The organism is Paenibacillus jamilae, assembly GCF_050482105.1.
GTDB classification, from domain to species: domain Bacteria; phylum Bacillota; class Bacilli; order Paenibacillales; family Paenibacillaceae; genus Paenibacillus; species Paenibacillus jamilae_B.
The window spans coordinates 156965-183028 of the sequence record NZ_JBCNHI010000009.1; the positions used below are offsets into that span (position 1 = coordinate 156965).

Annotated in this window: 22 protein-coding genes; 9 read left to right on the plus strand and 13 right to left on the minus strand. The window is 44.0% G+C overall.

Annotated elements, in window-relative coordinates; genetic code table 11:
* Positions 1–202: 202 nt before the first annotated feature.
* On the minus strand, positions 203–1033 hold the full coding sequence (gene licT, locus ABEW32_RS06020) for a BglG family transcription antiterminator LicT (protein ID WP_430185647.1): 831 nt from the start codon (positions 1031–1033) through the stop codon (positions 203–205).
* A gap of 276 nt (positions 1034–1309) precedes the next feature.
* Complete coding sequence (locus tag ABEW32_RS06025) at positions 1310–2749, minus strand: 6-phospho-beta-glucosidase (protein WP_430185649.1); 1440 nt, start codon at positions 2747–2749, stop codon at positions 1310–1312.
* Positions 2750–3173: 424 nt separating this feature from the next.
* Between ABEW32_RS06025 and ABEW32_RS06030 the strand changes: the two genes are divergently transcribed.
* The 9 genes from ABEW32_RS06030 to ABEW32_RS06070 all read left to right on the plus strand — a co-directional run bounded on the left by ABEW32_RS06030 (position 3174) and on the right by ABEW32_RS06070 (position 13728).
* On the plus strand, positions 3174–4634 hold the full coding sequence (locus ABEW32_RS06030) for an L-fucose/L-arabinose isomerase family protein (RefSeq protein ID WP_430185651.1): 1461 nt from the start codon (positions 3174–3176) through the stop codon (positions 4632–4634).
* Positions 4635–4657: 23 nt separating this feature from the next.
* Positions 4658–5503 carry a transketolase gene (locus ABEW32_RS06035; protein WP_430185653.1) on the plus strand — a complete coding sequence of 282 codons (846 nt, stop codon included), beginning with the start codon at positions 4658–4660 and terminating at the stop codon, positions 5501–5503.
* Positions 5504–5506: 3 nt separating this feature from the next.
* Positions 5507–6442, plus strand: a complete 936-nt coding sequence (locus ABEW32_RS06040; RefSeq protein ID WP_430185655.1) for a transketolase family protein — start codon at positions 5507–5509, stop codon at positions 6440–6442.
* A gap of 15 nt (positions 6443–6457) precedes the next feature.
* Complete coding sequence (gene glpK, locus ABEW32_RS06045) at positions 6458–7999, plus strand: glycerol kinase GlpK (protein ID WP_430185657.1); 1542 nt, start codon at positions 6458–6460, stop codon at positions 7997–7999.
* 131 nt (positions 8000–8130) lie between these two features.
* The gene (locus ABEW32_RS06050) at positions 8131–10077 is read left to right on the plus strand and encodes a BglG family transcription antiterminator (protein WP_430185659.1); all 1947 of its coding nucleotides are present in this window, start codon (positions 8131–8133) and stop codon (positions 10075–10077) included.
* 187 nt (positions 10078–10264) lie between these two features.
* Positions 10265–10621 (plus strand): PTS sugar transporter subunit IIA, encoded by a 357-nt coding sequence (locus tag ABEW32_RS06055; RefSeq protein WP_430185661.1) that lies wholly within the window; start codon positions 10265–10267, stop codon positions 10619–10621.
* Complete coding sequence (locus ABEW32_RS06060) at positions 10618–10917, plus strand: PTS sugar transporter subunit IIB (protein WP_430185664.1); 300 nt, start codon at positions 10618–10620, stop codon at positions 10915–10917. Before ABEW32_RS06055 ends, ABEW32_RS06060 begins: the two co-directional genes overlap by 4 nt.
* Positions 10918–11072: 155 nt before the next feature.
* Positions 11073–12374: a PTS sugar transporter subunit IIC gene (locus ABEW32_RS06065; protein ID WP_430185667.1), complete on the plus strand. Its 1302-nt coding sequence runs from the start codon at positions 11073–11075 to the stop codon at positions 12372–12374.
* A gap of 73 nt (positions 12375–12447) precedes the next feature.
* Positions 12448–13728: a glycoside hydrolase family 140 protein gene (locus ABEW32_RS06070; RefSeq protein ID WP_430185669.1), complete on the plus strand. Its 1281-nt coding sequence runs from the start codon at positions 12448–12450 to the stop codon at positions 13726–13728.
* A 131-nt stretch (positions 13729–13859) separates the two neighbouring features.
* On the opposite strand, the gene ABEW32_RS06075 is transcribed toward ABEW32_RS06070, so the two are convergent.
* The 11 genes from ABEW32_RS06075 to ABEW32_RS06125 form a co-directional block, all read right to left on the minus strand.
* Positions 13860–14336, minus strand: coding sequence for an RNA polymerase sigma factor (locus ABEW32_RS06075; protein ID WP_430185671.1), 477 nt, complete (start codon positions 14334–14336; stop codon positions 13860–13862).
* A gap of 63 nt (positions 14337–14399) precedes the next feature.
* Positions 14400–15341 (minus strand): polysaccharide deacetylase family protein, encoded by a 942-nt coding sequence (locus tag ABEW32_RS06080; protein WP_430185673.1) that lies wholly within the window; start codon positions 15339–15341, stop codon positions 14400–14402.
* Between the two features lie 65 nt (positions 15342–15406).
* Positions 15407–16621 (minus strand): ABC transporter permease, encoded by a 1215-nt coding sequence (locus ABEW32_RS06085; RefSeq protein ID WP_430185675.1) that lies wholly within the window; start codon positions 16619–16621, stop codon positions 15407–15409.
* On the minus strand, positions 16618–17355 hold the full coding sequence (locus ABEW32_RS06090) for an ABC transporter ATP-binding protein (RefSeq protein ID WP_430185677.1): 738 nt from the start codon (positions 17353–17355) through the stop codon (positions 16618–16620). The genes ABEW32_RS06085 and ABEW32_RS06090 overlap by 4 nt, the downstream gene beginning before the upstream one ends.
* The gene (locus ABEW32_RS06095) at positions 17352–18824 is read right to left on the minus strand and encodes an efflux RND transporter periplasmic adaptor subunit (protein ID WP_430185679.1); all 1473 of its coding nucleotides are present in this window, start codon (positions 18822–18824) and stop codon (positions 17352–17354) included. The genes ABEW32_RS06090 and ABEW32_RS06095 overlap by 4 nt, the downstream gene beginning before the upstream one ends.
* Before the next feature lie 33 nt (positions 18825–18857).
* The gene (locus tag ABEW32_RS06100) at positions 18858–19967 is read right to left on the minus strand and encodes a TolC family protein (RefSeq protein ID WP_430185681.1); all 1110 of its coding nucleotides are present in this window, start codon (positions 19965–19967) and stop codon (positions 18858–18860) included.
* Between the two features lie 219 nt (positions 19968–20186).
* Positions 20187–22208, minus strand: coding sequence for an ABC transporter permease (locus ABEW32_RS06105; protein ID WP_430185683.1), 2022 nt, complete (start codon positions 22206–22208; stop codon positions 20187–20189).
* Positions 22174–22953, minus strand: a complete 780-nt coding sequence (locus tag ABEW32_RS06110) for an ABC transporter ATP-binding protein (RefSeq protein WP_430185744.1) — start codon at positions 22951–22953, stop codon at positions 22174–22176. The genes ABEW32_RS06105 and ABEW32_RS06110 overlap by 35 nt, the downstream gene beginning before the upstream one ends.
* A gap of 100 nt (positions 22954–23053) precedes the next feature.
* The gene (locus tag ABEW32_RS06115; RefSeq protein ID WP_430185685.1) at positions 23054–24040 is read right to left on the minus strand and encodes a sensor histidine kinase; all 987 of its coding nucleotides are present in this window, start codon (positions 24038–24040) and stop codon (positions 23054–23056) included.
* Positions 24037–24738: a response regulator transcription factor gene (locus ABEW32_RS06120; protein ID WP_430185687.1), complete on the minus strand. Its 702-nt coding sequence runs from the start codon at positions 24736–24738 to the stop codon at positions 24037–24039. The genes ABEW32_RS06115 and ABEW32_RS06120 overlap by 4 nt, the downstream gene beginning before the upstream one ends.
* 520 nt (positions 24739–25258) lie before the next feature.
* Positions 25259–26050 (minus strand): TrmH family RNA methyltransferase, encoded by a 792-nt coding sequence (locus ABEW32_RS06125; RefSeq protein WP_430185689.1) that lies wholly within the window; start codon positions 26048–26050, stop codon positions 25259–25261.
* Positions 26051–26064: the final 14 nt, after the last annotated feature.

The window sequence follows — 26064 nt, forward strand, 5'->3', positions numbered from 1 at the left end:
AAAAAACCTAAGCCTTGAAAAATGGTGGGCACTTGAGTCCCGCAATTTTTCATGACTTAGGTTTTGCCTGCATAACCAGTAACAATCCCAGTTAAAACTTATTAAATTCCTGTTGCTCTCATAATACATTTAATCTGCCATATTTGTCAACAAAAACATTTAAAGATATATTTTTGATTCTTTTTCGAATAAAGAGTTTGGCTTACCTGTTCACCACTCGTTCAATATGCACAGTCAAATACAGCTTTTCTTCGTTCGTCAATTCGTGATCGTATTCTTTTTTTACAAAGGTTCCGATTTTCTCCGTACAAGCGGCCGCTTCCTTGTGCTTTTCCTTAATCATGTCATACAAATGATCATAGTTATTTTCATAGTGATTTCCCTTAAATACGCGCTGGGCAAAAAATTTCAGATGCGTAATAAAGCGGAAATAACTCAAAGAATCCTCGTCAAAATCAACCTTAAAATGATACTTTGCGATATTGATAATTTGCTGGATAAACTTCGTAATACTCATGGTCGTAATGACTTCCTCGTTCATTTCAGCATTCACGATGTGAAGGGCAATATAAGCGGCTTCATCCACAGGTAGTTCAATACCGAGCTTTTGTTTGATTTGTTCTAGCGTTCTCAGACCAATCGCGAATTCTTCTTTGTATAGCTGCTTGATTTCCCACAATAATGCGTTTTTAATTTCCAGGCCTTCCCGGTATCTTTCAATAGCGAAATTAATATGGTCGGTCAGAGAAACATAAATATTTTCGTTCAGCTTTCTGTTCAGATTATGCTTGGCGTCATTAATGACTTCCTCCACAATCACGATCAAATCCAGCGGTACCTCACGCAGCAGCATTTTGAAGTTATCGGATGTCTGCTTGTTTTTCAGCGCAAATACCTTCTGAATTCTGGTTTCATCTACTGTGTCTCCAGGCTTTTTCTTAAAAGCAATCCCCCGTCCCATGACCACGAGTTCTGTACCGTCTGTCTGGTAGACACTAATTACATTGTTGTTGATGACCTTTGCTATATTCATCTCGATCCCCCGTTCCATATGCCAGCAAGAGCCACTCATGCTCCATCCACTTTTTTGCAAACAAAAAAAACCGAAGCACGCCAAATAAACAAGACTGCAAAATCCGCTTATTCGTGGGCTTAGGTTTTGCCTGCTATGCAGTAACAATCCTAAAAATGATGGAATTGCGTCAAGTATAGCCTGAAAAGGAACGATTGTCAACGCTTTCAATTGGGAAACAAGGATCGGAAATTCCCGTTGATTGAGGACATCCGATCCTATTTTCTTGTCGTACGATTATTCGCCGAGATTTTCACCGTCGGAATGAATTACGTTTTTATACCAGTCGAAGCTTTTCTTTTTAATACGCTTCAACGTACCGTTGCCTTCATTGTCACGGTCTACATAAATGTAACCATAGCGTTTTTTCATTTCTCCAGAGGAAGCACTGACAATGTCAATAGGTCCCCAACTGGTGTAACCGATAATTTCGACGCCGTCTTGAAGAGCCTCACCCATTTCGGCAATATGTCGCTTGAGATAGTCGATTCGGTAATCGTCATTCACTTCTCCTTCAGGTGAAACCACGTCATTGGCACCAAAGCCATTTTCCACTACGAAAAGAGGCTTTTGGTAACGGTCATGCAATTGGTTGGCTGTGATGCGGAATCCTTTTGGATCGATCGTCCAGCCCCATTCGGACTTATCCAAATATGGGTTGGCCACGGAGCCGAATACATTACCGCTAGTCATATTTTTGACAACTTCCGGGTCTGTGCTGGTTGTCCGGCTCGAATAATAGCTAAATCCGATGTAATCAACGGTATGATCCTTCAAAATGGCTGCGTCGCCGGATTCCATCTCGATGTTTAATCCATGGTCCTTGAAGAAGCGCTTCGCATAACCAGGGTATTCGCCGCGTGATTGGACATCAATGAAGAAGTAGGACTCGCGGTCTTTTTCCATCCCCTGATATACATCTTCGGGATTACATGTATACGGATAGAAGCTGCCAGCAGCAAGCATACAGCCAATTTTCGCATCTGGAATGATCTCGTGACATGCTTTTACAGCCAGCGCGCTTGCAACAAGCTGATGATGTGCAGCCTGGTACTGAATTTGTTTAACGTTTTCACCTTCTTGGAATACAAGCCCGGCACCGAGAAACGGCAAGTGGAGCAGCATGTTGATTTCATTAAACGTCATCCAGTATTTCACTTTATCCTTGTAACGAGTGAATACGGTTTTGGCATAGGTTTCGAACAAACCTACCAATTTACGGCTGCGCCAGCTTCCATATTTTTCGATCAGAGCTACTGGCACGTCAAAATGAGCGAGGGTTACAACCGGCTGAATGCCGTGTTTATGCAATTCGTCGAACAAATCATCGTAAAACTGCAGCCCCGCTTCATTGGGAGTAGCGTCTTCTCCAGTTGGAAAAATACGAGCCCAGGCAATGGAAACACGCAGTGCTTTGAAACCCATTTCCGCAAATAGTGCAATATCCTCGTGATAGCGATGATAGAAATCAATGGCTTCATGGGAAGGATAGAATTCGCTTTCAAGTGGAGTCAGCGAAGGAACAATCCCTTTCATTATGCCTCTTCTCTTCTCTCCGGTAGGCAGCAGATCCACCAAACTCAATCCTTTACCGTCTTCCAAATAAGCCCCCTCGGCCTGATTGGCAGCAAGAGCACCACCCCATAAAAAGTCTTTAGGAAAAACATAACTAGACATAAACGTTCTCCTTCCAAATGTGTGATAAAGGAGGTACAGAAAGGGTGTGAGTAATAAAAAAACCCAAACCAGCCTGAGTACACTTGCAGTGTAAACAAGCCGATTCAGGTTATGCCCTATCGGTAACATCCCATGAAAAGGTTATTCATATTTGTTTGAAACTCTAACAAAGATTTAGGAGCCTGTCAAATTTAATAGATACGATCCATACGCTATTCACTCTAAACAAAATACGAATTTTTAGTTTATTTTCGCAAAATAACTAAACTAAGCAACTCTTTTTTTATAAACAAGCTAATTGACAGCGGTTTATATAGGTGATACGATGACTTTGAAAATAAAATAACATCTAATTTAGCTGCTTTAGTTTAGTTTTGTTTAGCGTAATTTCAGTTCATTTACTTTAGTACAAGGAGAGTTATTTATGAAAAAGCTGAAACTGGGTTATGCACCTACTCGACGATTCACCTTCAGTGCTGAAGATGCATTCCGCTACAAAGTTGCCATTCGCAAACAAATCGAGAGCTTCGGAATGAACATTGATATCGTGGATTTGGAAGGACTTAATGAGGAAGGTTTGCTGTATGACGATCATATTAACGCGGACTTAATTATCAAACGTTTCAAGGAAGAGGAAGTGGACGCCGTTTTCTTCCCCCACTGTAATTTTGGTACCGAGGATACGGTTGCCCGTGTGGGCAAAGCGCTTGGCAAGCCGGTTCTATTGTGGGGTCCACGTGATGAGGCTCCTTTGGCCGACGGCATGAGATTGCGGGATACCCAGTGTGGATTGTTCGCCAGTGGGAAAGTGCTTCGTCGCTTTAATGTCCCTTTTACCTATATCACAAACAGTCGTGTAGCTGATCCGGTATTTGAACGCGGCTTTAACAACTTTATCTCGGCTGCCAATGTAGTACGACAGTTCAAAAGTTTACGGATTCTTCAGATAGGTCCTCGTCCTGCTTCCTTTTGGACTATGATCTGCAATGAAGGAGAATTGTTGGAGCGATTCGGTATTGAGATTCATCCAATTACGCTAGTAGATATTCAGCTGCGTTCAAAGAAAATTGCAGCCGGGAGCAGTGCTGAACTTTCAGAAGCGATTGATTATATCAAAGAGAAGCTGGACTACAGTGAAGTCACCGAAGAAGATATCAGACGCATCGCTGCACTTAAAGTAGCCATGAAATCCTATGCTATCGAAACCGGAAGTACAGCCATCGCCATCCAATGCTGGTCCTCCCTCCAGGAAGCCATGGGGATTATGCCTTGTTTGGCCAATGCCATTTTGACAGATGAACAAATTCCGGTCACCTGCGAAACCGATATTCACGGAGCAATTACATCAGTTATGGTGCAAGCGGCTGGGATGAACGAACTTCCTACTTTTTTTGCTGATATTACGGTACGTCACCCCGAGAACGAAAATGGAGAGCTTCTTTTCCACTGTGGGAACTTTCCAGTATCCATGTCTATTGAGAACAAGCCCAAACTACGCAAGCACTTTCTATTCGATGATCACGCACCAGGCACACATGAAGGACAGATCAAAGGCGGCGGCATGACCATCGCACGTTTTGATGGTGATCACGGAGATTATTCCATTTTCCTCGGCAAGGCTAAAGGAATTGAGGGACCTTATACCCGCGGCTCGTATGTCTGGGTAGAAGTCAACGACTGGCCTTTATGGGAAGAAAAGCTCGTCAAAGGTCCTTACGTCCATCACTCCGTTGGCATTCACGCTAATGTCATCCCGGCTCTGTACGAGGCCTGCAACTACCTTCCAGGTGTCACGGCAGATCCGGTAGATCCTACCGAACAGGAAATCCAGCGCTGGTTGCGTGGCTCCGATCTCGCTGTCACCAAGTCGGGTATTCTGGTTTAACTATATTATTTCAGGAGGACACTATGGAAATCCTAGACTTGAAAATCAAAGCCGCACAAATCCGTAAGGACCTGCTCACCATTATTCATCGTGCTAAAACAGGGCATACAGGAGGCTCGTTGAGCAATACAGATATACTCACCGCCCTATACTACGAAATCATGAATATTGACATCGCTAATCCTAAATGGGAGGAACGTGACCGCTTTATTGCCAGCAAGGGACATTCCGTCGAGTCTTTATGGTGTATTCTGGCAGACCTTGGTTTCTTCCCTAAAGAAGAACTGGAAACCTATAGTCAATTCGGAACCCGTCTGATTGGGCATCCGAACAATAAAGTTCCTGGTATTGAAATGAATACAGGTGCATTGGGCCATGGCCTCCCCATCTCAGTCGGTATGGCACTGGCTGCCAAGCGTGACGGACGATCCTACCGTGTATTCTGTCTAATGGGTGACGGGGAGCAAGCGGAAGGCTCCAATTGGGAAGCTGCTATGGCAGGTGCCCATTACAAACTGGATAATCTTGTCGGTATCATTGACCGCAACGGCCTGCAAATTAGCGGGACAACCGAGGTAGTTATGGGACTTGAGCCGTTGGAGGAAAAGTGGACCGCCTTCGGCTGGAACGTGATCTCCATTGACGGCAACAGCATGGAGGAACTGATCCATACATTCCGCAATGTCCCTGAAATTGAAGGCAAACCAACGTTGGTGTTGGCAAACACGATCAAGGGAAAAGGCGTATCCTTTGCCGAGGGTGTTCCAGGCTGGCATCACCGTATTCCAAGTGATGATGAACTTGAACGTGCACTGGCGGAACTAACGAAAGAAATAGACGAATTATCCGGGGAAGGACAGGTGAGATAAACAATGAACAAAATCCCAAATCGTCAGGTCATCTGTGAAACGCTACTTAGCCTTGCCAAAGAGGATCGGGATATTATGGTGTTGGCTAGTGATTCTCGCGGCTCTGCTGCTATGGCCCCCTTTGCCGATGCACATCCAGAACAATTTGTGGAGGTAGGCATTGCCGAGCAAAATATCGTCGGTATGTCTGCCGGACTCGCACACAGCGGTAAAAAGCCGTTCGTCACCTCTCCTGCCTGCTTCCTGAGCATGCGTAGTATTGAGCAGATCAAGGTAGATGTAGCCTATTCTGGGACCAATGTAAAGCTGATTGGGATAAGTGGTGGTGTTAGCTACGGCGCACTGGGGATGTCCCACCACTCTGTCCAGGATATTGCTGTAGCCAGAGCGATTCCTGGTTTAATGGTATTACTCCCCGCCGATCGTCATGAAACCAAGAAAATGACCGAAGCACTGGTTCAGCATGAAGGAGGCGCATATGTACGGATCGGACGTAATGCTGTTGAGGATGTCTATCCGTCCGATGATTATCCGTTTGAGATTGGGAAAGCTGTTACCCTACAAGAAGGATCAGACATTACCCTAATTGGCGCTGGTGAGACCGTCCGTATCATTCTGCATGCGGCTGAGTTGCTCCAGCAGATGGGTGTGAAAGCTCGTGTTCTCAATATGCACACCATCAAGCCACTTGATGAGGAAGCGATCATCGCCGCAGCCCGGGAAACGAGAGGTATTGTCACCGTAGAGGAGCATAGTGTATTCGGAGGCCTGGGTGCCGCTGTAGCAGAAGTGGTTGTTCAACATCAACCCGTTCCTATGAAAGTACTGGGCATACCAGATGAACCAGCGATTGCCGGCAAAACAGCTGAAGTCTTTAAACATTATGGACTTACCTCTGAGAATATCAGCAAGATTGTGCTCGAATTGATGAACAAGTAAGGAGCTGTAGCTGTAATGAATATCGAGACCTATATTCTGGCGATCGATCAAAGCACTTCTGGAACCAAAACACTGCTGGTCAATCAGCAGGGAGAAGTGATTACCCGTTATTCTTTGGAGCACAAACAATATTACCCACAGCCGGGCTGGGTTGAACATGACCCGCTTGAGATATATCACAATGTACTTATTGCTGCGAAAGGCGTACTGGAGAAAGCCGGGCTTTCTCCTTCCTCGCTGGCCGCAGTAACCATTACGAATCAGCGAGAAACGGCTCTGATCTGGGACCGTTCTACTGGCTTACCTATCTATAATGCCATTGTATGGCAGTGCCAGCGAACGGCAGAGGTCTGCACACGATTGAAGAATACTGGCTATGAAGATATTATACGCTCCAAGACAGGTCTAATGCTCGATCCTTATTTCTCTGCCGCCAAGTTCAATTGGATTTTGGAACATGTACCTCATGCCCCCCAATTGCTTGCTGAAGGTAAACTACTTGCGGGGACCATGGACAGCTGGCTGCTATGGAAGCTTACGGGCGGTCAAATGCATGCAACCGATTACAGTAACGCCAGCCGGACTTCCCTTTTTAACATTCACACTCTGGCTTGGGATATGGATTTGTGCAATATATTTGGTGTTCCTTCCTCCCTGCTCCCTGAGGTAAAAGCATCCGATGCCTTGTATGGCTATACACAGGAAGCGGAATTATGGGACGAACAAGTAGCGATATCAGGGATAATCGGAGATTCACAGGGTGCACTGTACGGACACCGTTGCTTCGAGACTGGCGACGCCAAAGCGACATATGGGACTGGAACATCTGTACTTATGAATATTGGCTCGCAACCCGTGCAGGGCGGTGAAGGCTTGGTCACAACGATTGCCTGGGGGGCTTCAGGAAAAGTTACTTATGCATTGGAAGCTGTTATACGTACAACCGGAGACAGTATAAAATGGACACGGGATAATTTAGGATTATTCTCTTCATTTGAGGAAATGCAATCCATGATCACCGAATTGCAGGACAATGAGGGTGTATATCTGGTCCCTGCTTTTGTCGGTTTGGGTGCTCCCTACTGGAATCCCTCTGCACGTGCTGCAATTGTGGGTATGACCCGTGGAAACGGCAAAGCACATATTGTGCGCGCAGCGCTGGAGAGTATCGGGTATCAAGTGAAAGATGCGGTACAATTTATACGTGAACAATCCGGTGTGCCCCTTACTAGTTTACGTACGGATGGCGGAGCCTCATCTAACAGCTGGCTCATGCAGTTTCAGGCAGATATTCTGGGTAGCCACGTTACCCGCTCTACCTGTGCCGAGCTGTCTGCAATGGGTTCTGTGTATCTGGGTGGTCTCGGTGTCGGATACTGGTCAGATCCTAAAGGCATCGTCACGGGAGATACCTCTGATCAGAATCTGTATGAGCACTACACTCCTAGTATGGATGAAGTTAGTCGCCAGCGGCTTTATACAGGTTGGCAAAATGCTGTGCAGATGGTAATCCGTTCAGAACAGCCGTTTACACCATCTTCCTCCGCTAATGGTTGATTTATTCTTCCTCATTTACTTTTGAGCCTACTACAAGCTTCCGATTATTATACAGGTGTTACACTTGGATAATCGGAGGTTTTTTATGTACACTGCACGTATTCCGCTTTACAGAAAGGGGGGAACCTTGAATGAATGCACGCATGGTTTCAATTCTTCAGCACTTGCTGGCTGCCGATGCCCCTGTCAAAAGTGATTATCTCGCCAAATTGATTCAAGTTACTTCACGTACCATCCGCAGCGATATTCGGGAACTGGATGAGTTTCTATCCAAGCATGGGGCAGCAATTGACCCTGTTCGTTCAAGGGGATATGAGTTGAAAATTGCGGATCATCGTAGCTTTCGTGCACTGCTGCAGCAGTTATTCCTGTCTGGCGAGCCCGATGATCCAGGTTCTCCCGGCTACCGGCAATTGTATTTAATCAAGCGTCTCCTGCTCGCTGATCATTATGTGAAGCTGGAAGACCTCGCAGATGAGCTATATATAAGCAAGTCTACGGTGCAGAATGATTTCAAAGAGGTTAAACAAACCCTGCAAAGCTACGGAATCGCCATTGATAAACGGCCAAATTACGGAGTCAAACTGAAAGGTGATGAAGTTCAGCTTCGGTTCTGTTTGTCCGAGTTTATTGTGAGCCGTTCTGAAGAACAAGGCGGAACACTTCATGCAGCGCTGCGCATCGTCACCCCTCGCGAAATGACGCTGATTTGCGGGATCGTTCTGGAACAGACTCAGAAATATGAAGTAACGCTCTCCGATATCGCCTTCAGCAATTTGTCCATTCATATTGCGATCGCCTGCAAGCGCATTCGTGACGGAAATCAGGTAGCTATGCTCTCGGCGGAAATAGGAGATCTGCGGGGCACAGATGAATTTCGGGCTGCCGAGCATATTGTCGAGCTGATCGAAAAGGAATTGCAGTTGTCTTTTCCTGAAAATGAAATCGCCTACATTGCCATGCATCTTGCCGGGAACAAGTGGTTTGTCGGAATTGAAGGACACCAAATAGAGGACATGGGACCCGAGATGCTGCTGGACTGGAACCTCTATGAACTGGGCAAGGAAATGCTCGCCGAGATTGACAGGGATTTGAATCTGAACATCAGCCGTGATACAGAACTGCTCATAGGCATCTGCCTTCATCTGAAGCCAGCGCTGAACCGGGTAAAGTACGGGATGAACATCCGAAACCCCATGCTGGATCATGTCAAGAGCAACTATCCTCTGGCTTTTCAAGCGGGAGTCATTGGTGCCAAGCTGATCGAGAGCAAGCTGAATGTTGCCATCCCGGAAGCGGAGATGGGCTATCTCGCCATTCATATCGGGGCAGCCATCGAACGACAGCGTATGAACACCTCGCCAAAACGCTGTCTGGTCGTCTGCACTTCAGGAGTCGGAAGCGCCCGACTGCTCAAATACAAACTGCAAAGCACTTTTGGCAGCTTGCTTGAAGTGGCGGGTACAACGGAATATTACAAGCTTCAGCAGGTTCCCCTTCATGACATTGATTTCGTGGTGAGCACCATTCCCATTCAGCTGCCATTATCGGTTCCAGTCGTAGTCGTGCAGACTCTTCTTGGGGGCAGCGATATGGAGAAAATTGAAAATTTGCTGGCTGGTGAAGCCGAGTTTGATTTTCATTACATCCGGAAGGAACTCGTATTTCTGAGGCAAAATTTTACCACCAAGGAAGAGGTCATCTCATTTCTGGGCCAAAACATATATGCTGAAGGGCTGATTCGCTCTGCCGAAGGTTTTAATGGACTTGTCCTGGAACGAGAACAGGCTGCACCCACCGCTTACGGAAATTTGGTAGCCATTCCTCACCCTATCATTCCGCAAAGCAATCAAACCGTATGGGCGGTCTGCACCCTTCAACAGCCTATCGAATGGGGCGACAAGCCAGTGCAGTTCATCTGTCTCCTCAGCATTGAAAGAAACGGTAAAGAGCCACCCGCTAAAATGTATAACCATCTCATGGAACTGGTCGACAATTCGGATATCGTCCAGCAGATGTTAAAATGCGAAACGTACGAGGAATTCTCCAGGATTATCGTAAAATATAAGCTGTATTGAATCAAGCTCCGCAGTGCATCCGGCTGATATCACAGAACAGGTGCTGCTTCGGAGCTTTTTAAATTGGAAGAGTAGCAGCAATGAATGAATTTCCGCTACTGGCGGAAAAGACTTGGGTTTAGATCTTGGCAGTAAACCTATACACTGAAACTGTAAGTTAAAGAGAAAAAAGCATGAGGTGAACGAGATGGAGGAGTATCAAGAAATCATTATGGGAATTATCACCAACTCAGGTGTTGCCAAGAGTAAAGCGATGGAAGCAATCGCTCTTGCTCAAAAGGGTAACACACAGTTGGCGGCAGAGCGGCTTGAAGAAAGCAAAGCCGAGTTGGTTAAAGCTCATAAATCACAAACGAGACTGATTCAACAAGAAGCTGGCGGAACCGCCCACGAAGTCACACTGCTTATGGTACATGCTCAAGATCACCTTATGTCAGCCATCACAACTAAAGATCTAGCTGGACATATAATCGAGCTTTACAACAGACTAAATCGTTATGAAGAAATCACAAACCACACTTCTATTGGAGGGAACAACGGATGAAACAAATTACACTCGTATGTGCTGCAGGAATGTCTACAAGTATGTTGGTACAGAAAATGCAAAAGGCCGCACAAGCACAAAACCTTGAGGTTGAAATCAGGGCTACTTCCGAAAGTTCGTTTAAAGAATATGCCGACAAGACAGATGTACTGCTAATTGGACCACAGGTCGGCTACCTGCAGGATGATTTCAAGGCAAAATATGAACCTAAGGGCATTAAGGTAAGTGTTATCAATATAGTGGACTACGGTATGATGAACGGTGAAAAAGTGCTAGAAGACGCGCTTAAGCTGTAAAGCTCAGAGCCAGATGCTCACTCACCATTCAGAACAAGGAGGTTGGCCAAATCAGGCAACGATATATGAGGTTCTGCATGGGGTTTCACCAAACGAAAGCGTTCTCTAAGTCATTATATAGGCGAATGAAAGTCTATAGTAGGAGTTGAATAAATATGGCTAACCAACAAAAATTCTCTTATAAGCTTCAAAAAGTAGCGGGTACAATTCAGCAAAACCGTTACATGAGCGCAATTTCCAACGGGCTGATGTCCACCCTTCCTTTTCTGATTATCGGAGCATTTGCAACCCTCTTCTCTGCACTTGCTTGGGAGCCTTACCAGAATCTCATTGCACCCGTAAAGGCGATAATCGGGTTGGCATCGACAATGACCACTGGCATCATTGCACTGTATGCGGTATTTTTTATCGCCTACAGACTGGCGCAAGCTTTTGACAAGGACCCCCTTGTGCCAGCGGCAACCGCTCTTCTCTCTTTTCTTATCGTTACACCGATCCAAACCTTTGATAAAGTTCGTGCCTTGCCACTTCAATGGCTCGGCGCGCAGGGATTGTTCGTTGCCATGATCGTCGGTTTGGTTGCTGCACGGTTGTATATTTGGATTGTCGACCGCAATTGGACGATTAAAATGCCTGAAGGGGTCCCGCCCACCGTTGTCAAAACCTTCTCAGGCTTGATCCCAGCTGTCTTGGTAGCAGTTGTGTTTGTTATCGTTGCTGGTTTGTTCATGCAGACTCCATTTGGTACAGTTCACGATTTTATCTACACTTATCTCCAAATACCACTGGAAGGGTTGGGCGGATCACTCGGCGCTTTGATTATCGCGCTGATTATTATGCAGGCTCTGTGGATGTTCGGAATTCACGGTGCAATTGTTATACTCGCTATCGTTAAGCCCATCTGGATGAGTCTGGATCTAGCCAACCTTGACGCTTTCCAGGCAGGCGCTCCACTTCCGAACACGATCGGTCTGGCCTTCTGGTCCATCTACTGCAACTATGCACCGATGCTTGGATTTGCTCTGCTATTGGTTTTCCTGGCCAAGAGCAAACAGCTTCGCACGATCGGCAAGCTTGGTCTTCCGGGTACCTTTTTCTCCATTCACGAGCCGTTGATCTTCGGAATTCCAATGGTATTGAACCCGTTGCTAGCCATTCCGTTTATCGTTGCCCCCATCATTTGTGCGGTACTCGGCTATATTGCCACCAACATCGGTTTGTTGCCGGCACCCATCGGGATTTACCCGCCTTTCGGCACCCCTATCTTTGCTCTGGGCTTCATTGAGGGCAGTTGGAAACTAGCCGCAGCACAACTGGTGCTCATCCCGATCAGTATGCTGATTTACTACCCGTTCTTTAGAGCGCTGGATAAGCAGGCTCTAAAAAAGGAACACGAAGCGCAGGAGCAACTGGACAAGCAAGCAAATGAAACCACAGCAAGTCCTGTTATCCTATAATAAAAAGGCAGAAGCGGTGAGACGGATAAACGTTCGCCGCTTCTGCCATTACAATCGTTAGGAGAGGAAGCTTTTGATTCAACTGAGTATCGCTGAGAACAAACGATATTTCATGAATAAGGGGAACCCCTTTTTTTATTTGGCGGATACGGTTTGGAGCGCATTTACCAACATCACGCTGGAGGAATGGGCCTATTATCTGGATTATCGGAAAAGTCAGGGCTTCAATGTCTTGCAAATCAATTTGCTGCGCCAATGGGATGCAAGTGGCAGCGATTTGAACTATGAGCCTTTTGCATATGCCGAGGATGGCAGCTACAATTTCTATATGCTGAACGAAGAATATTTTACCAGAGCCGAGACGATGATCGAAATGGCTGTAAACAGAGGCTTTGTTCCTGCCCTGGTTCTATTATGGTGTAATTATATTCCGGATACTTGGGCTGCCAAGCTTCGTGAGGAGAAAAAAATGCCACTTGGGGCAGTGGAACCTTATGTGCGTTACATTGCCGATCGGTTCTCCAAATTCTACCCTATTTATATTATAAGTGGTGACACCGATTTCCCTTCCGAGCGTGCCAACCAATATTACCGACTTGCTCTCCATACCATAAAACAGCACAGCCCGCAGTGTCTGACCACCCTGCATATTCAAGGAAGATTAGCGGCACTGCCAGAGGAATTTATTGATGACCCCCATTTGGATTTTTACATGTACCAGTCAGGACATAATTCACAATTTCAACCAACAGCGTATACACTCGCACTGGATTTCTGCAATAAGCCTGTCACCCGACCGGTGCTCAACTCGGAGCCCTGTTATGAACAAATGGGCTACAGTCGAAAAGTCTATGGCCGCTTCAGCCGCGCCGATGTTCGTAAGGCAGCCTGGCAAAGTCTTCTGTCCGGGGCGTCTGCGGGCATAACCTATGGAGCCCATGGTATTTGGAGCTGGCATCGAAAAGGCAAAAGGTTCGGTGTAACTGGGGAGGGATTCGACAGTCCATATGATTGGCAGTCTGCACTTACATTTGAAGGGGCATGGGATTACGGATTGGCCAAATGGCTCTTCGGGATATATGGAATTACAGGTATGCAGCCTTGGAATATAGTGCTTAAAAATACGGAAGAAATTTGTGCGGCTGTAAGCGCCGATTACACCAAGGTCGCCATCTATGTTCCAATCAACACGGTGCTGAAGCTGAACGTGGATTTGAGTGAATACGACTTCACGGTCATTGACCTGGAGAATCGTCGTTTTGGCACAGCTTCAATCTCTGTGCAAGAGCACACCACGATCATAGGTATGCATGATTTTGAAGCTGATGTTTTGTTGATCGGCATAAAAAAATAACCGTAATTACTTACGACCTTCTCCACCATTTTACCTACTATGTACAACGTACAAACAGCCCCGCAATCGAAAGTTCTCATCGGGACTGTTTGTTTTACTTTTTGTTATAAAAAGGAAGCACTCCATAGTGTTCAGGAAATATATTTCAATTTGATACGTTTGGAGGCTCTGTGAAGCGAAGACTTCACTGAGTTTTCACTCTTGTTTAAAATTTTAGCCGTTTCTTTTATGGAGTACCCTTGAAGTACACGCAATTGAAGTACCGTCCTTTGCTCGGTATTACTTGCCATCAGAAGAATTCGGTTAACCTCATCCTGAATTTCAAAATCGAAGATATCCCAGTGATAGTAGATCTGCTCCTTACGTAAAATAAATTCCTCCATCTTTTTTCGTTTTCTTATTACATCTATAGCTAAATTTTTAGCAATTCTCAAAAGATAAAATCGAATACGATCTTCGGGCAAATCAGGAGCAGCCCTTATAAACCGAATAAAGCATTCATGCAACAAATCTTCAGCATCCTGTTTGTTATGCACTATTCTTAAAAGATAGCCAAGGAGTTCAGATTTATGAGATAAATATAGATCTTCTAGATCTTTAATGTCCATATTTATTGCTTTTCCTTTCTGTTTCGATGGGTTACAGTGTTCCTCTTGGCTTCAATATACTAGCTACCTTAAAGTCTTAAATTCATATCCTTGTTTTTTTAAATATGATATGATTTCAGGCAAGGCTTTGGCTGTTTCTTCCTTCCCATAGGTGTCATGCATGAGCACCACTGCTTTTTCTCTATTCCCCATATTCCTCATGAATTCGCTAATTAGTTGTTTAGCATTCTTAGGTGCACCTTCTGCATCTTTAGGTAACACGTTCCAATCAATCTGATGATAATCCTTATCACGTAAAGCTTTGTCCAGCACTTCCATACCATTGGGGTCATTTCTCTGCCATGTCATATGACCACCAGGAAATCGAATCACCCTTGTCGAAAAGCCCTGCCCCAATACTTGCTTTAAAATTTGATTTGTTTTTTCAATATCGTTCATAAAAATGCTCGAATTCACAGTCTGATTAGGATATAAATAACCGTAGTCATGTGAGTAGGTATGATTTCCGATAGCATGCCCTTCCTTAACTATTCTTTTGGTTAAATGTTTAGTACTTTCATTTTCTTCGACTGCTTTTCCGACCACAAAAAACGTCGCTTTCACATTTTCCTTTTTAAGAATATCTAATATTTTAGGCGTTACGGTAACTGATGGACCATCATCAAAAGATAAATAGACTACTTTTTTACCGTCGATCCCCTCAGGCCGCTGCCCATGCATTTGCTGATTCAAGTACTTTTCAACAAATGCAGCATCCTCAGCACTCGAAACATTTTTTTTAGGGGATTCGCTCCCTTGGGATTCGTTATTTAATTTACCGGTTGATACGGATTCTATTTTTTCTGCAAATTCAATCGTTTTTACTGGTTGTGGTTTACTACTGAGAATGTCAAAGAGTTTTAAAACAATTAGAATAATACAAATGATAATAATAAACAGTAGTCTTCTTCTATTTTTCTTTATCCGATGAGCTCTGGTTCTATTTTGCACATAGCTTTTTTCCATAGTATATGTTCCTCCAAAACCTAGAAGCAGTTCACGTTTTATGTCGCGACCATGTGCCAATCCAATTATTCATACCTTAATGCATCTATTGGTTTTAATCTTGCTGCTTTATAAGCCGGATATACCCCAAATAGAATGCCTGTGCCTGCAGAGCTAAGAAACGAATATAGGATCGGCGAGATTGTAAATTCAATGGTCATATGCGCAGCCGCCTCAAGTATTTTGGAAGCCCCTATACCTGTAACAACCCCGATTGTGCCTCCTAACAGACCAAAAATGATCGCTTCAGACAGGAATTGAATCATAATATCTCTCGGCTTGGCACCAATGGCTTTCCGAATACCGATTTCTTTTGTACGCTCTATAACCGAGACCATCATAATATTCATAATTCCGATTCCCCCTACCACGAGGGATATCGCGGCTACTCCACCCAATAGACTGGTCATGATACTTTCTACACCGGAAGCTGCACCTGCTGCTTCGGACAGACTCATAATTTGAAATTGATCTGGTTCTGAAGGTTTGAGCTGGTGTGTCACACGCAAGCTTTCCAATATGTCTATACGAGCCTGATCCATCAAGGCTGGTGACTTAGCAGACACGTCCAATCCGGTAATATTCTGCTCACCCAGACGGTTCATCATCGTTGTAGCAGGGATGTAAATCTGTTCATTACTACTGTAGCTTAAGTTCGTAACTGGTTGAGTATCCAATATTCCGACTACCTTGAAAGGGATCTGCTTAATTTGAAACGTTCGTCCCAATACATTTTGGCTATCTCCACCAAAAAGACGTTGAACCGCTTGGCTTTCAAGAATGGCGACATTCATGCGTTTGTCCATCTCATCGTTGGTAAATGTTCTACCCTCGGCAAAGGAAAACTTTTTGACCTTATAGAATGAAGTGGAAGTTCCTACAATAGTGGCGTTATAGTTGTACCGTCCCCACGTAGCTTTTGAATTGCTCGTTATATTCGGCATTAATGCATCTATAGACTTTTTTTGTTCCAACGCCTCGACATCAGCCCAAGTAAACGATGGTGTGTGATCATAATCTATTTCACCATCGACCATTGTCATAGCCGGAGCAACCATCAATACGTTATTTCCTAATTTGTTGATTTCCGCCTTTATGCGGGCTGTAGATCCGTTTCCGATCGCCATAATGGCAATAACTGCTGCCACCCCGATAACAATACCGAGTATCGTTAAAAATGAGCGTAGCTTGTTGGTGATTAAGCTATTCATGGATACACGGATCGTTTCCATCACATTCATAGGCTTACCATCCTTGATGAAATTCGTCTATTCGCAATAGGCTCATCTCGTTCAATATTACCATCCCGAAAGCTGATCAACCGTTTGGCATATTCAGCAATCTCCAGCTCATGCGTGACCAAGACGATGGTTTTTCCCAGCTCATTCAAGCCTTGAAATAATTCCATAATTTCGATACTCGTCTTCGTATCCAGTGCTCCCGTCGGCTCATCCGCCAGCAGAATAACCGGATTATTCACTAATGCCCGGGCAATGGAGACACGTTGCTGCTGACCACCAGAAAGCTCGTTAGGCTTGTTATACATCCGTTCTGCAAGGCCAACGCTGCGTAGTGCCTCTACGGCTCTTTCCCGACGCTCCTTGGCAGGTACACCTGCATACATCATAGGCAGTTCCACATTTGCTAATGCTGTAGTTCGGGGAAGCAGATAGAATTTCTGAAACACAAAGCCCAGCTTCTCATTTCTAATCTCCGAAAGCTCATTCTCTCGTGCATCCAATATGGAGTACCCATCCAGGTAGTACTCTCCGGTATCGGGATGATCCAGGCAACCAATGACATTCATCATGGTAGACTTGCCCGAACCAGAAGGACCCATGATAGCAACAAACTCACCTTCGCTAATAGATAAATTAACACTGCGCAGAGCTTGGATCTTCTGACCGCCTACCTCATACATTTTTTTAAGTTCTTTAATTTCGATTACAGCTTTATGGGATTGAGTTTCACTCATTGTGCCTGCCCCCCATCAGGGTCTTGACCCTCTGGACTGCCATTCGAACCAGCACTACCACTTTGAGGTGGGATAACAATGGTCTCGCCGTCTTTGACACCAGACTTGATTTCCGCCTGATCCGCTGTATAGACACCCAGCTTCACTGGTCTAAACTCATAATCCGCCGGATTCGCCGCATTCTTCGCCACATATACTCCATCCACACCACCTTCAGATCTCAGTGCAAACAACGGCACAGACAACGCATTTTTGTGTTCGGCTAACAGAAGGGATACATCCATATTCATCCCAGGTTGCAGCCTTATCTTCTGGCTATCCAAAGACAATTCGATTTTGTATGTAGTCACATTGGCTTCTGTCACCGGCTCTGGAGAAACAAAGAGGACTTCGCCTTTAAATGGTTTGTCCGGGAATGAATTCGAGTGCATTGTCGCCTGAAGTCCCGTTTTCAATTTAGCAATATCACTTTCGTTCACCTTGGCAAGAACCTTCATAGCCCCTGTGTTTGAATTATTCATGACAATAAAAGGTGCAGTAGGACTCGTACCCACATCGCCGTTGACCTTCAAAATGATCCCGTCCCACGGCGCCGTAACCTGTAATTTACTCAGAACACTTTTCTTCTGCTCTAATGCCGTTTCAGCCTGCAATAAAGAAGCCTGTGCGGATTGGATGTTGGAGGCTTCGGGCGGGGACTGTGCAGCCTTTAATTGTATTAAAGCTGTTTTATAGCCCATTTCCGCCTCTTCGATCGCCTCAGTTTGCTTGGTCTGTGCCTTCTTGTACTGCAGCTCCACATTGCTCATATCTAATTTTGCCTTATCCAGATTTTGCTTGGCTGTCGCCAGGTCACTTTCTGCTGCCGCATCATTCTGAACCAGATAAGCCTGGTCATCATAATCCTTCTGAGACTTATCCAAAGTCACCTTGGCCGATTCTTTTTGAGCAGCGGCTTCTTCTAATTCCATCGTGTTCTTGGCTGTTTTAATCGCCATCTGTGCCTTTAAGACATTCGCCTTCTGTAGCTCAATATCATCGGGCTTCGGTCCGCGCTTGGCTTCCTCCAGTTTGGCCCTTGCAATCGCAACATTCGATTCGGCATCCTTAATTTGCAGCCTGGCATCCGAATCATCTAATCGTGCTAGAACCTGACCTGCTTTGACGCTATCTCCTGCTTTGACATGGACAGCGACGAGCTTGGCACCCTCGACATTTGTAAAGTTAATATTTACTTCCTTGGAAGCCTGAACGGTACCAGTGACTTTAAGCGACTCGGTCATGTTTGTTTTCTGTACCTGTACGATCTGGTTTGCAGGGCCCTCCACAGGCTTTTCCTTACTCCTATTCAAATAAAAAGTACCGCCAATCCCCGCTATAATGATCAGGACAAAAATGCCTATAATTCTTTTCAGCCTTCTTTTCTTTCTCACTACCTGCAATGCATCTTTCTTTTCTATTTCTGACAATGTTATATCCCCTTCAAAAGTATTTTTATAATCCTATACGCTCCACGGCTTGTTCAAAGCATGTTGCAGCAACGTCATTTGAACAATCAGTTCATCCATATTCCGTTCGATTTGCTTCACTTTTAATTGATTCGTGGCGACTTCCGTACCCGTAGCAAAACCACGTTCCTTTTTTTTACGAGAAATGTCCAACACTTTATTGACGTTCTGTAGATTACTTTGCATTTGCTCGTATTGTTCAACATTTTGCTGTAAGTTAAAGTACATACTCTTCAAGGTTTCTGCCAGTTGATCCTTGGTATTTTCCAGTCCGCCTTCTGCTGAATCTACATCAATTTGCTTAATTTCATAATCATCAGTTCCTGAGTTCCACGTGTAATATTTAACTTCCATCTTGGCCAGCTTGACAGCCTCCTCCTGTCTCCACACCGAAGGACTCGCCGAAATTGCACGCGTCACCAACGTATCCAAATTCGTGTTGTCCATTTTGGGGTAAGCAGGGCGATCAACCAGTTCATACACCGTACCTTGAGGTTGACCCATTAGCGTATTTAGTAAATCCATCGCTTTTCGCAACGTAGCTTTTGCAATCTCTACATTCTTTTGTGCTTCTATACGATTCTGAATAATCGTACTCTGGTCACCTGGTGAAATTTTCCCGCGGTTGTTCTTCGCTACAGCAGCCTTTTCTTCTAATAACGCAAGCGAAAGTGCATCCTCAGTATTCTTCACTTTGTTATCAGCCAGAAGCACATCATAATAGCTTTTCATGATAGTGTAGTCTGTCTGATCTTGGGCAAGTTCGATTTGCTTCTTGGATTCCAGATAAGAAACCGTCGACGAGGCATACCCCTTCCATGCTGAACTACTAGCCGCATCCTCTTCACCGTTGCCTGTCCCTGCTGGAATAAAATCGAGATTCTTACCTGCATTTTTTAGGTTAATCCGGTTACGATCTATCGTTTGCTGAGCCTCCTTCAAGCTAAAGCTATTGGATCGCGCCCATTGCTGGGCTTGGCTTAGTGTTAATTTCACACTTGCTTTGGCAACCTGCTGCTGCGCCCCCTCTGCTTGAACAAAGGACTCTGATAAAGAACTGGTCGACAAGGCGAGCAGCAGTAAAATGAACATATGTTTTTTCATAGAAATCCCCACTTTTAAAATATGATAACGCCCATTAATAAAATTAGTACGTTGTTATGTGAATTAGATGTTTACTTCTGTATCAAATCGGCCTCTCCTACCTGCTCGTCAAGGATGTCAGCACACTGGAGACCTTATCTTCTTTTCAGTGCAAAATTCCAGAAAGGAGGAACGCCATCCTACCCCTCTGCAACTTTTTTGCACACAACTTACCGTTCTTTACAGTATTTTTAAATCCAGCTGACGAAGATACAGGAAACGTACAATAAGAAAGGAGAGAATTTGGATTGCCCAGAAGCACAGCATCATCTGAATCAGCGTAAGAGGGAATGGTGTTGCGTATCCTCCCGCTTTTGACATATATACACACACCACGATACCTATGGATGACACGACTAATGGCAGCAAAAATAGGAATGCGATTTGTCTGGATGCGGCTTGCCTCATTTCCCTTAAGCTTAGTCCAATTTTGGATAGAGCCCGATATATTTCCTCATCCCGCTGAAGATCGACATACAATCTGAAATACAGCAGGCTGACCGTGCTTGCCAGCATAATGACAGCGACAAATCCGCCAATAAATTTACTAATATTCAGATCCATCTCCGACGTAAAATAATCCACTGCTCTAGAGTTAAACGCTCCCTTATTTACCTTGTTGACCAACACGGAATACAACCAAACCTCCTCCTGAGTTTCAGAAGTATTCAAGGAAAGTTGACCCTTCTTCCATTTAGGCACAAAATAATAAACAGATTTTTGTGCCAATGGAACATTGAAATACCGTTGTTCAACTAAATGATCGTAAGTTCGATCTGGAACAACAAGCAACCTTCCTAGTTCGGAGATGATATTTCCATCAATCTTCAGGCTATGATCTATCACCTGAGTATCCACAATCTTGATATTCATAATTTGAGATTTCTCTTGGTTGTAAGTCAGCTTTTTTCCAAAAAAGGATTTCCCTTCTTCTATAGACATCTCGTTAGACAGTTCGTTCGTATCCAAAATGAAAAAGCCTTGGTGATCTCGAAGCGCAGGCTCCTGTATTTGTTTCTTTAACCTAGAGGCCAGAGCTTCATAGTTGGATAGCTTCATCACAGGTACGATGAGTTCACGAAAGGGAAAAATTAGTACTTCACTTTTCGAATAATCCACCCCAGCATGACGAAGATTTTGGTCAATCTCATTTTCAAGATTTATAGAACTTACAACATCAGAAAAAAATGCGAATGAATAAGACTGATCCCTAAAAAATTTTTTTTGCTGCTGCATAGAGTCAAAATTTGAAGCTGCTCCTACACAGAAAACGATAGAAATTAAGGTAATCAATGAAAACAGCCCTGCATTATTTTTCATTTTGTATGTGATTTCAGATAACCATAACAAACGGGTTCCACTCCAACACCATTTCCTGTTAGCTCTAAGCCATTGAATGAACAATACACTTGATTGGGCGTAAAACAAGTAAGTTCCAATAAAACCCATAACAATTGTATATTTAAAGGTGTCTCCAACTGAATAGTGCAACATATAAAAGGATAGAGACCCCAAACGATATGGTGCCAGATAAATATAAGGTGGATAATCCAGCTTCATTAAATATACAGCCGCTCCTATTAACCCAATTGCAAGCAGCGACAGGCTCCATGATGCTTTGGATTCTTTCTTGAGCTGAGGAATCTTGCTAAAAAGCTGCTGTAATTTAAATTGGTGGATGAAGAAGACAGATACAAGTGAGATCAAGGTAAATAAGAACATAAAGCCAACTACGGTGAAAGCCAGTGCTTTCCAAGGAAAATAAAATGTTAAATACAATCCTGTGACACTGGAGCCCCAAAGCAGAAAGAACTTCGCTGAAACAAATCCTCCAATAACCGCGGTAATCAAGGATAAAATGCCTATCATTAGATTTTCAAAAGCAACCAAAAAATAGATTTGTCTGTGATGTGTCCCCAAAATAGTCAGTATACCAAATTCTTTTTTTCGTGCCGCAACAAAAATATTGTTGGTGTATAATACGAAAAAAAAGGAAAACACAAAAATCAATAGATCAGCAACTTGTAATCCCTTTTTTATGTTGGCTGCCATGATTGCACTGGAAACATTCGGATGAAAAATAAATATAGCATATACGAAAAAAATCGTAATCATCAAAGAACTACTTAAATAATAAGGAATATAGGCACGCGCGTTGCGTTTGAGATTATTCCATGCTAACAGACGAAAGCTCATGTTCATGTCTACTTCCCCCCAAAAAGGAGAGCATATCTATGATTTCCTGAAAAAATATTTGCTGACTATGACTACGGTGGATTTCATTATATAACTCACCATCCTTAATAAAAATAACCCGATCGCAATAGCTGGCCTCCAAGGCACCATGGGTTACCAGCACGATTGTGGAATAGTTCACACGATGGATAAGTCCCAGCATTTCCATTAAAACACGTGAAGCCTTGGAATCAAGATTCCCCGTTGGTTCATCTGCAAGCAGGAGTGAAGGAGAGTGAATCATAGCCCTGCCTATGGCTGCCCGTTGTTTTTGTCCTCCTGAAACCTCATAAGGCCGCTTGTCCAAAATATCTGTTATATCCAGTTTTTTCGCTACCTCTTTCAGCTTGTGCTCCATTTCCTTTAACCCTCTTTTATTCAGCATCAGAGGAAAGAGTATGTTCTCTCCCAAAGTGAGGGTTTCCAGCAAATTATAGTCTTGAAATACAAGCCCCAGTTCTTTGCGGCGAAATAAAGCCAGCTTATCCTTCTTGAACAGATGGGGATTTTCCCCCTTAATGCTAACCTCACCCGAAGTCGGCATATCAATGGTCGAAATCATATTTAATAATGTTGTCTTCCCACTACCAGACGGCCCCATAATGCCAACAAACTCACCTTGTCGAATCGTTAACTGGATATTGTTGAGCGCGCGATGGGGAACCTTACCATAGTATATTTTGGTGACTTGATCCATTCGTACAATCTCCATCATTCATTCCTTTCTTTTTCCTATGGCATAATCATAATCCATCTAGACGAGTGAAGCGATCGATTAACATTACAGAAACCTTAAATGTGTTGTAAGGTTCTTATTGGTGAACTGAAAATAAGATTTCAACCGTCGTTCCTTCACCAACCGTCGACTTCAGTTGAATCTCATGATTCAGCCTTTTGCAGATTTCTGACACCAAATAGAGCCCCATTCCGGTAGATTCACTATACTTTCGTCCGTTTTCACCTGTGTAATAAGCTTCAAATACCCGCTCTATATCTTTTTTAGGGATACCAATCCCTTCGTCCTGTACTTTTAGCACAATTCCATGATTCCTTACATCAGATATTAATTTTAGACTGTGGGCATGACCTGAAGAGTACTTCACCGCATTGGTCACCAATTGATTAATAATAAATCTGAGCCATTTGGCATCGGTAATTACATTCAACTGCTCGTCCACTCCATTGGAGGGATAAATTTCATTGCGAATCAATAATCTTTTGTTATCATAAATCACTTCACTAACCAGGTTTCGTAATACGACAGGCTCCACATAAAAATCTGGTTCAAAGGACTCCAAGCGCGACATATACAAAATCATGTCCAGTCCTTTGCCCATTCGATCAATCTCATCGTGAATCTGATCAGATTCATGATCTATTTTCCCTTTGAGGATTAAATGAATAACAGAAAGGGGAGTTTTCATCTGGTGAACCCACTGATTAATAAACGTAATATGATCGCGTTGCTGATGCTCTAACTGATGGATTCGAGACTGATACAATTGATAATATTGTAAAAGCAAATGTTGTAATGAGGAGGCAAGCGGATTAAGTACCTTCATCTGAATAAGCTCATCTAAATCTCTAATGTTAGCAGTGGATAATATTCGGTATAAACCAGAATACATGACGTACCGGAACAGCAAATAGACCATCAATAAGATGAACCCAAAAAAGACTGAATACAGGGCCGTTGACAAGTTATGATAACCATCCATCCAATAAATGCTTAACACCAGAAAAAGCTGGATGATATTGAATATGATCAATGAGAAATGGTCACGCCAAAACAGCTTCACTGTTCTTCCTCCTCAGTCAAGTGCAGCCGATATCCAGCTCCTCTAACCGTCTCTATAATATCCTCCAACCCCAGTTCGCTCAGCTTTTTGCGGACACGTGTAACATAAACATTCAGCGTGTTTTCTCCTACATATTGATAATCGTCCCATAAAGCCTCCAAGAGATGAACTCTCCCTACAACCTGCTTGGGATATGTCATCAGTAGCTCCAGCAGGGCCGCTTCTTTATGACTCATTTCTACCTGCTGGTCATGAAACACAAGCTCCATAGTATCAGGGTACAAAGTCAAGCCTGACACTGTTATGGAGCGTGATTTTTGGGCAACTGCATATAAACCATAGGCACGTCGCAGATTGCTTTCTACTTTGGCTAACAGGACTTCAGGATGAAACGGTTTGGTAATGTAATCATCGGCTCCGTTTTGCAAAGCAATGACCTGATCCATTTTATCGTCACGCGCGGATACAAACAGGATGGGGCAAGTAGATTGAGTGCGAATTTGCCTGCACCAATAAAATCCATCAAAACGAGGTAAATTCACATCCAGTATGACCAAATCAGGCTTTATTTCTTCGAAGATCCCCAAGACTTGATCAAAATTTGAAACGACCACTCCCTCATAACCATACTTTTCAAGATAGGATTGAAGTAAGGAGCTAATTTGAGGATCATCCTCTACGATTAATATTTTATGCATCGTGTTTTCTACCCTCTTAGTGCTTGAATTTTAAATAACATAATTTTCTCTATATAATGCCTTGATTTGATCATCTAAGCAATAACAATAATCTTCCTTAAGTTTATAGTTTAGGAGGGCTTCATGGTGTAAATTGAATCCCGAATGATATGCATGGTGCCAAGCACCAGAGCGGTTAACATGATCATTATAATGAAGATGGCTATTACAGTAATCATGATCCCTTTATAGTTTTTTAACGTTTCATTACAATATAATTTGGACTTCATTACTTCTTTAAGTTTATACTTTGAATATTTCATATTTTGCTCACTTCTCTCCTTGGCTCGCTATTTTTCATACTAATTAGCTTCTACCTAAGGAACAACAGCCAAAGCTTACAAAAACATTACTTTGTTGTAAGGTATAAAGATCGGACAGATATAACATTTCTAAAAAAAATGAGTCAGGTCTATGACCCGACTCATTTTAGTATCAATTGATGTTATAAATCACACTTGCAGATTCATCGCTCTATCTCTTAGCTTCGCTGTCTCATTGCCTCGAATAATAACACTGTAGAGGCCATGGCTGCATTCAGTGATTCTGCTTGTCCCTGCATTGGGATGAATACGGCTTCGTCCACCATACGTGCAGTTGCGTTGGAAATACCTTGTCCCTCATTGCCAATCACGAGCCAAGTGGATACACGCAAATCTATGGTATAGCAGGATAAGCTCGCATCCAGCGAGGTGCTGAGCAAGCGGGCCCCTTTGCTTTTGACCTGCGGCAACAGCTCTTCCAGACTGCCTTCGATCACCGGCAGATGAAACAACGATCCCATCGTAGAGCGGATCGTTTTGGGGTTATACAGGTCGGCGCAGCCATGACCCAATATAACGCCTGCGGCTCCCGCAGCGTCCGCGCTACGGATGATGGTGCCTACATTGCCGGGGTCCTGTACCCCGTCCAGCACCATCACCAGTGCATCCGGCTGCTCCAGCAATGCTGCGAATGCACTCTGCTGCTCCTGCTTACGCACGATAGCAAAGACAGACTGCGGTGTCTTGGTATCGGTGCATTTGGCAATGATCGCCGCCGACACGGGAATCCATTCCACCGGCTGATCGGCTGAATCCAGACCATTCAGCTCGGCAGGAATCCCCTTGTCCAAATCGTAGGCGACGCTTTCAACAGCCGCGTTCGAACGCAGCGCTTCCTGCACTAGATGAATACCCTCGACAATATATTTATGCTGCCGTGTGCGATGCTTTTTCTCCAGCAATTGCGACCATTCTTTTACACGCGCATTATTTGGTGAAATGATTTCCATTGGTTTAACCTTCC

Bases quoted from the DNA above. Each gene is read 5' to 3' on its own strand.
- licT (WP_430185647.1), bottom strand. From the start codon at position 1,033: ATGAATATAGCAAAGGTCATCAACAACAATGTAATTAGTGTCTACCAG.
- ABEW32_RS06025 (WP_430185649.1), bottom strand. From the start codon at position 2,749: ATGTCTAGTTATGTTTTTCCTAAAGACTTTTTATGGGGTGGTGCTCTT.
- ABEW32_RS06030 (WP_430185651.1), top strand. From the start codon at position 3,174: ATGAAAAAGCTGAAACTGGGTTATGCACCTACTCGACGATTCACCTTC.
- ABEW32_RS06035 (WP_430185653.1), top strand. From the start codon at position 4,658: ATGGAAATCCTAGACTTGAAAATCAAAGCCGCACAAATCCGTAAGGAC.
- ABEW32_RS06040 (WP_430185655.1), top strand. From the start codon at position 5,507: ATGAACAAAATCCCAAATCGTCAGGTCATCTGTGAAACGCTACTTAGC.
- glpK (WP_430185657.1), top strand. From the start codon at position 6,458: ATGAATATCGAGACCTATATTCTGGCGATCGATCAAAGCACTTCTGGA.
- ABEW32_RS06050 (WP_430185659.1), top strand. From the start codon at position 8,131: ATGAATGCACGCATGGTTTCAATTCTTCAGCACTTGCTGGCTGCCGAT.
- ABEW32_RS06055 (WP_430185661.1), top strand. From the start codon at position 10,265: ATGGAGGAGTATCAAGAAATCATTATGGGAATTATCACCAACTCAGGT.
- ABEW32_RS06060 (WP_430185664.1), top strand. From the start codon at position 10,618: ATGAAACAAATTACACTCGTATGTGCTGCAGGAATGTCTACAAGTATG.
- ABEW32_RS06065 (WP_430185667.1), top strand. From the start codon at position 11,073: ATGGCTAACCAACAAAAATTCTCTTATAAGCTTCAAAAAGTAGCGGGT.
- ABEW32_RS06075 (WP_430185671.1), bottom strand. From the start codon at position 14,336: ATGGACATTAAAGATCTAGAAGATCTATATTTATCTCATAAATCTGAA.
- ABEW32_RS06080 (WP_430185673.1), bottom strand. From the start codon at position 15,341: ATGGAAAAAAGCTATGTGCAAAATAGAACCAGAGCTCATCGGATAAAG.
- ABEW32_RS06085 (WP_430185675.1), bottom strand. From the start codon at position 16,621: ATGAATGTGATGGAAACGATCCGTGTATCCATGAATAGCTTAATCACC.
- ABEW32_RS06090 (WP_430185677.1), bottom strand. From the start codon at position 17,355: ATGAGTGAAACTCAATCCCATAAAGCTGTAATCGAAATTAAAGAACTT.
- ABEW32_RS06100 (WP_430185681.1), bottom strand. From the start codon at position 19,967: ATGAAAAAACATATGTTCATTTTACTGCTGCTCGCCTTGTCGACCAGT.
- ABEW32_RS06105 (WP_430185683.1), bottom strand. From the start codon at position 22,208: ATGAACATGAGCTTTCGTCTGTTAGCATGGAATAATCTCAAACGCAAC.
- ABEW32_RS06110 (WP_430185744.1), bottom strand. From the start codon at position 22,953: ATGGAGATTGTACGAATGGATCAAGTCACCAAAATATACTATGGTAAG.
- ABEW32_RS06120 (WP_430185687.1), bottom strand. From the start codon at position 24,738: ATGCATAAAATATTAATCGTAGAGGATGATCCTCAAATTAGCTCCTTA.
- ABEW32_RS06125 (WP_430185689.1), bottom strand. From the start codon at position 26,050: ATGGAAATCATTTCACCAAATAATGCGCGTGTAAAAGAATGGTCGCAA.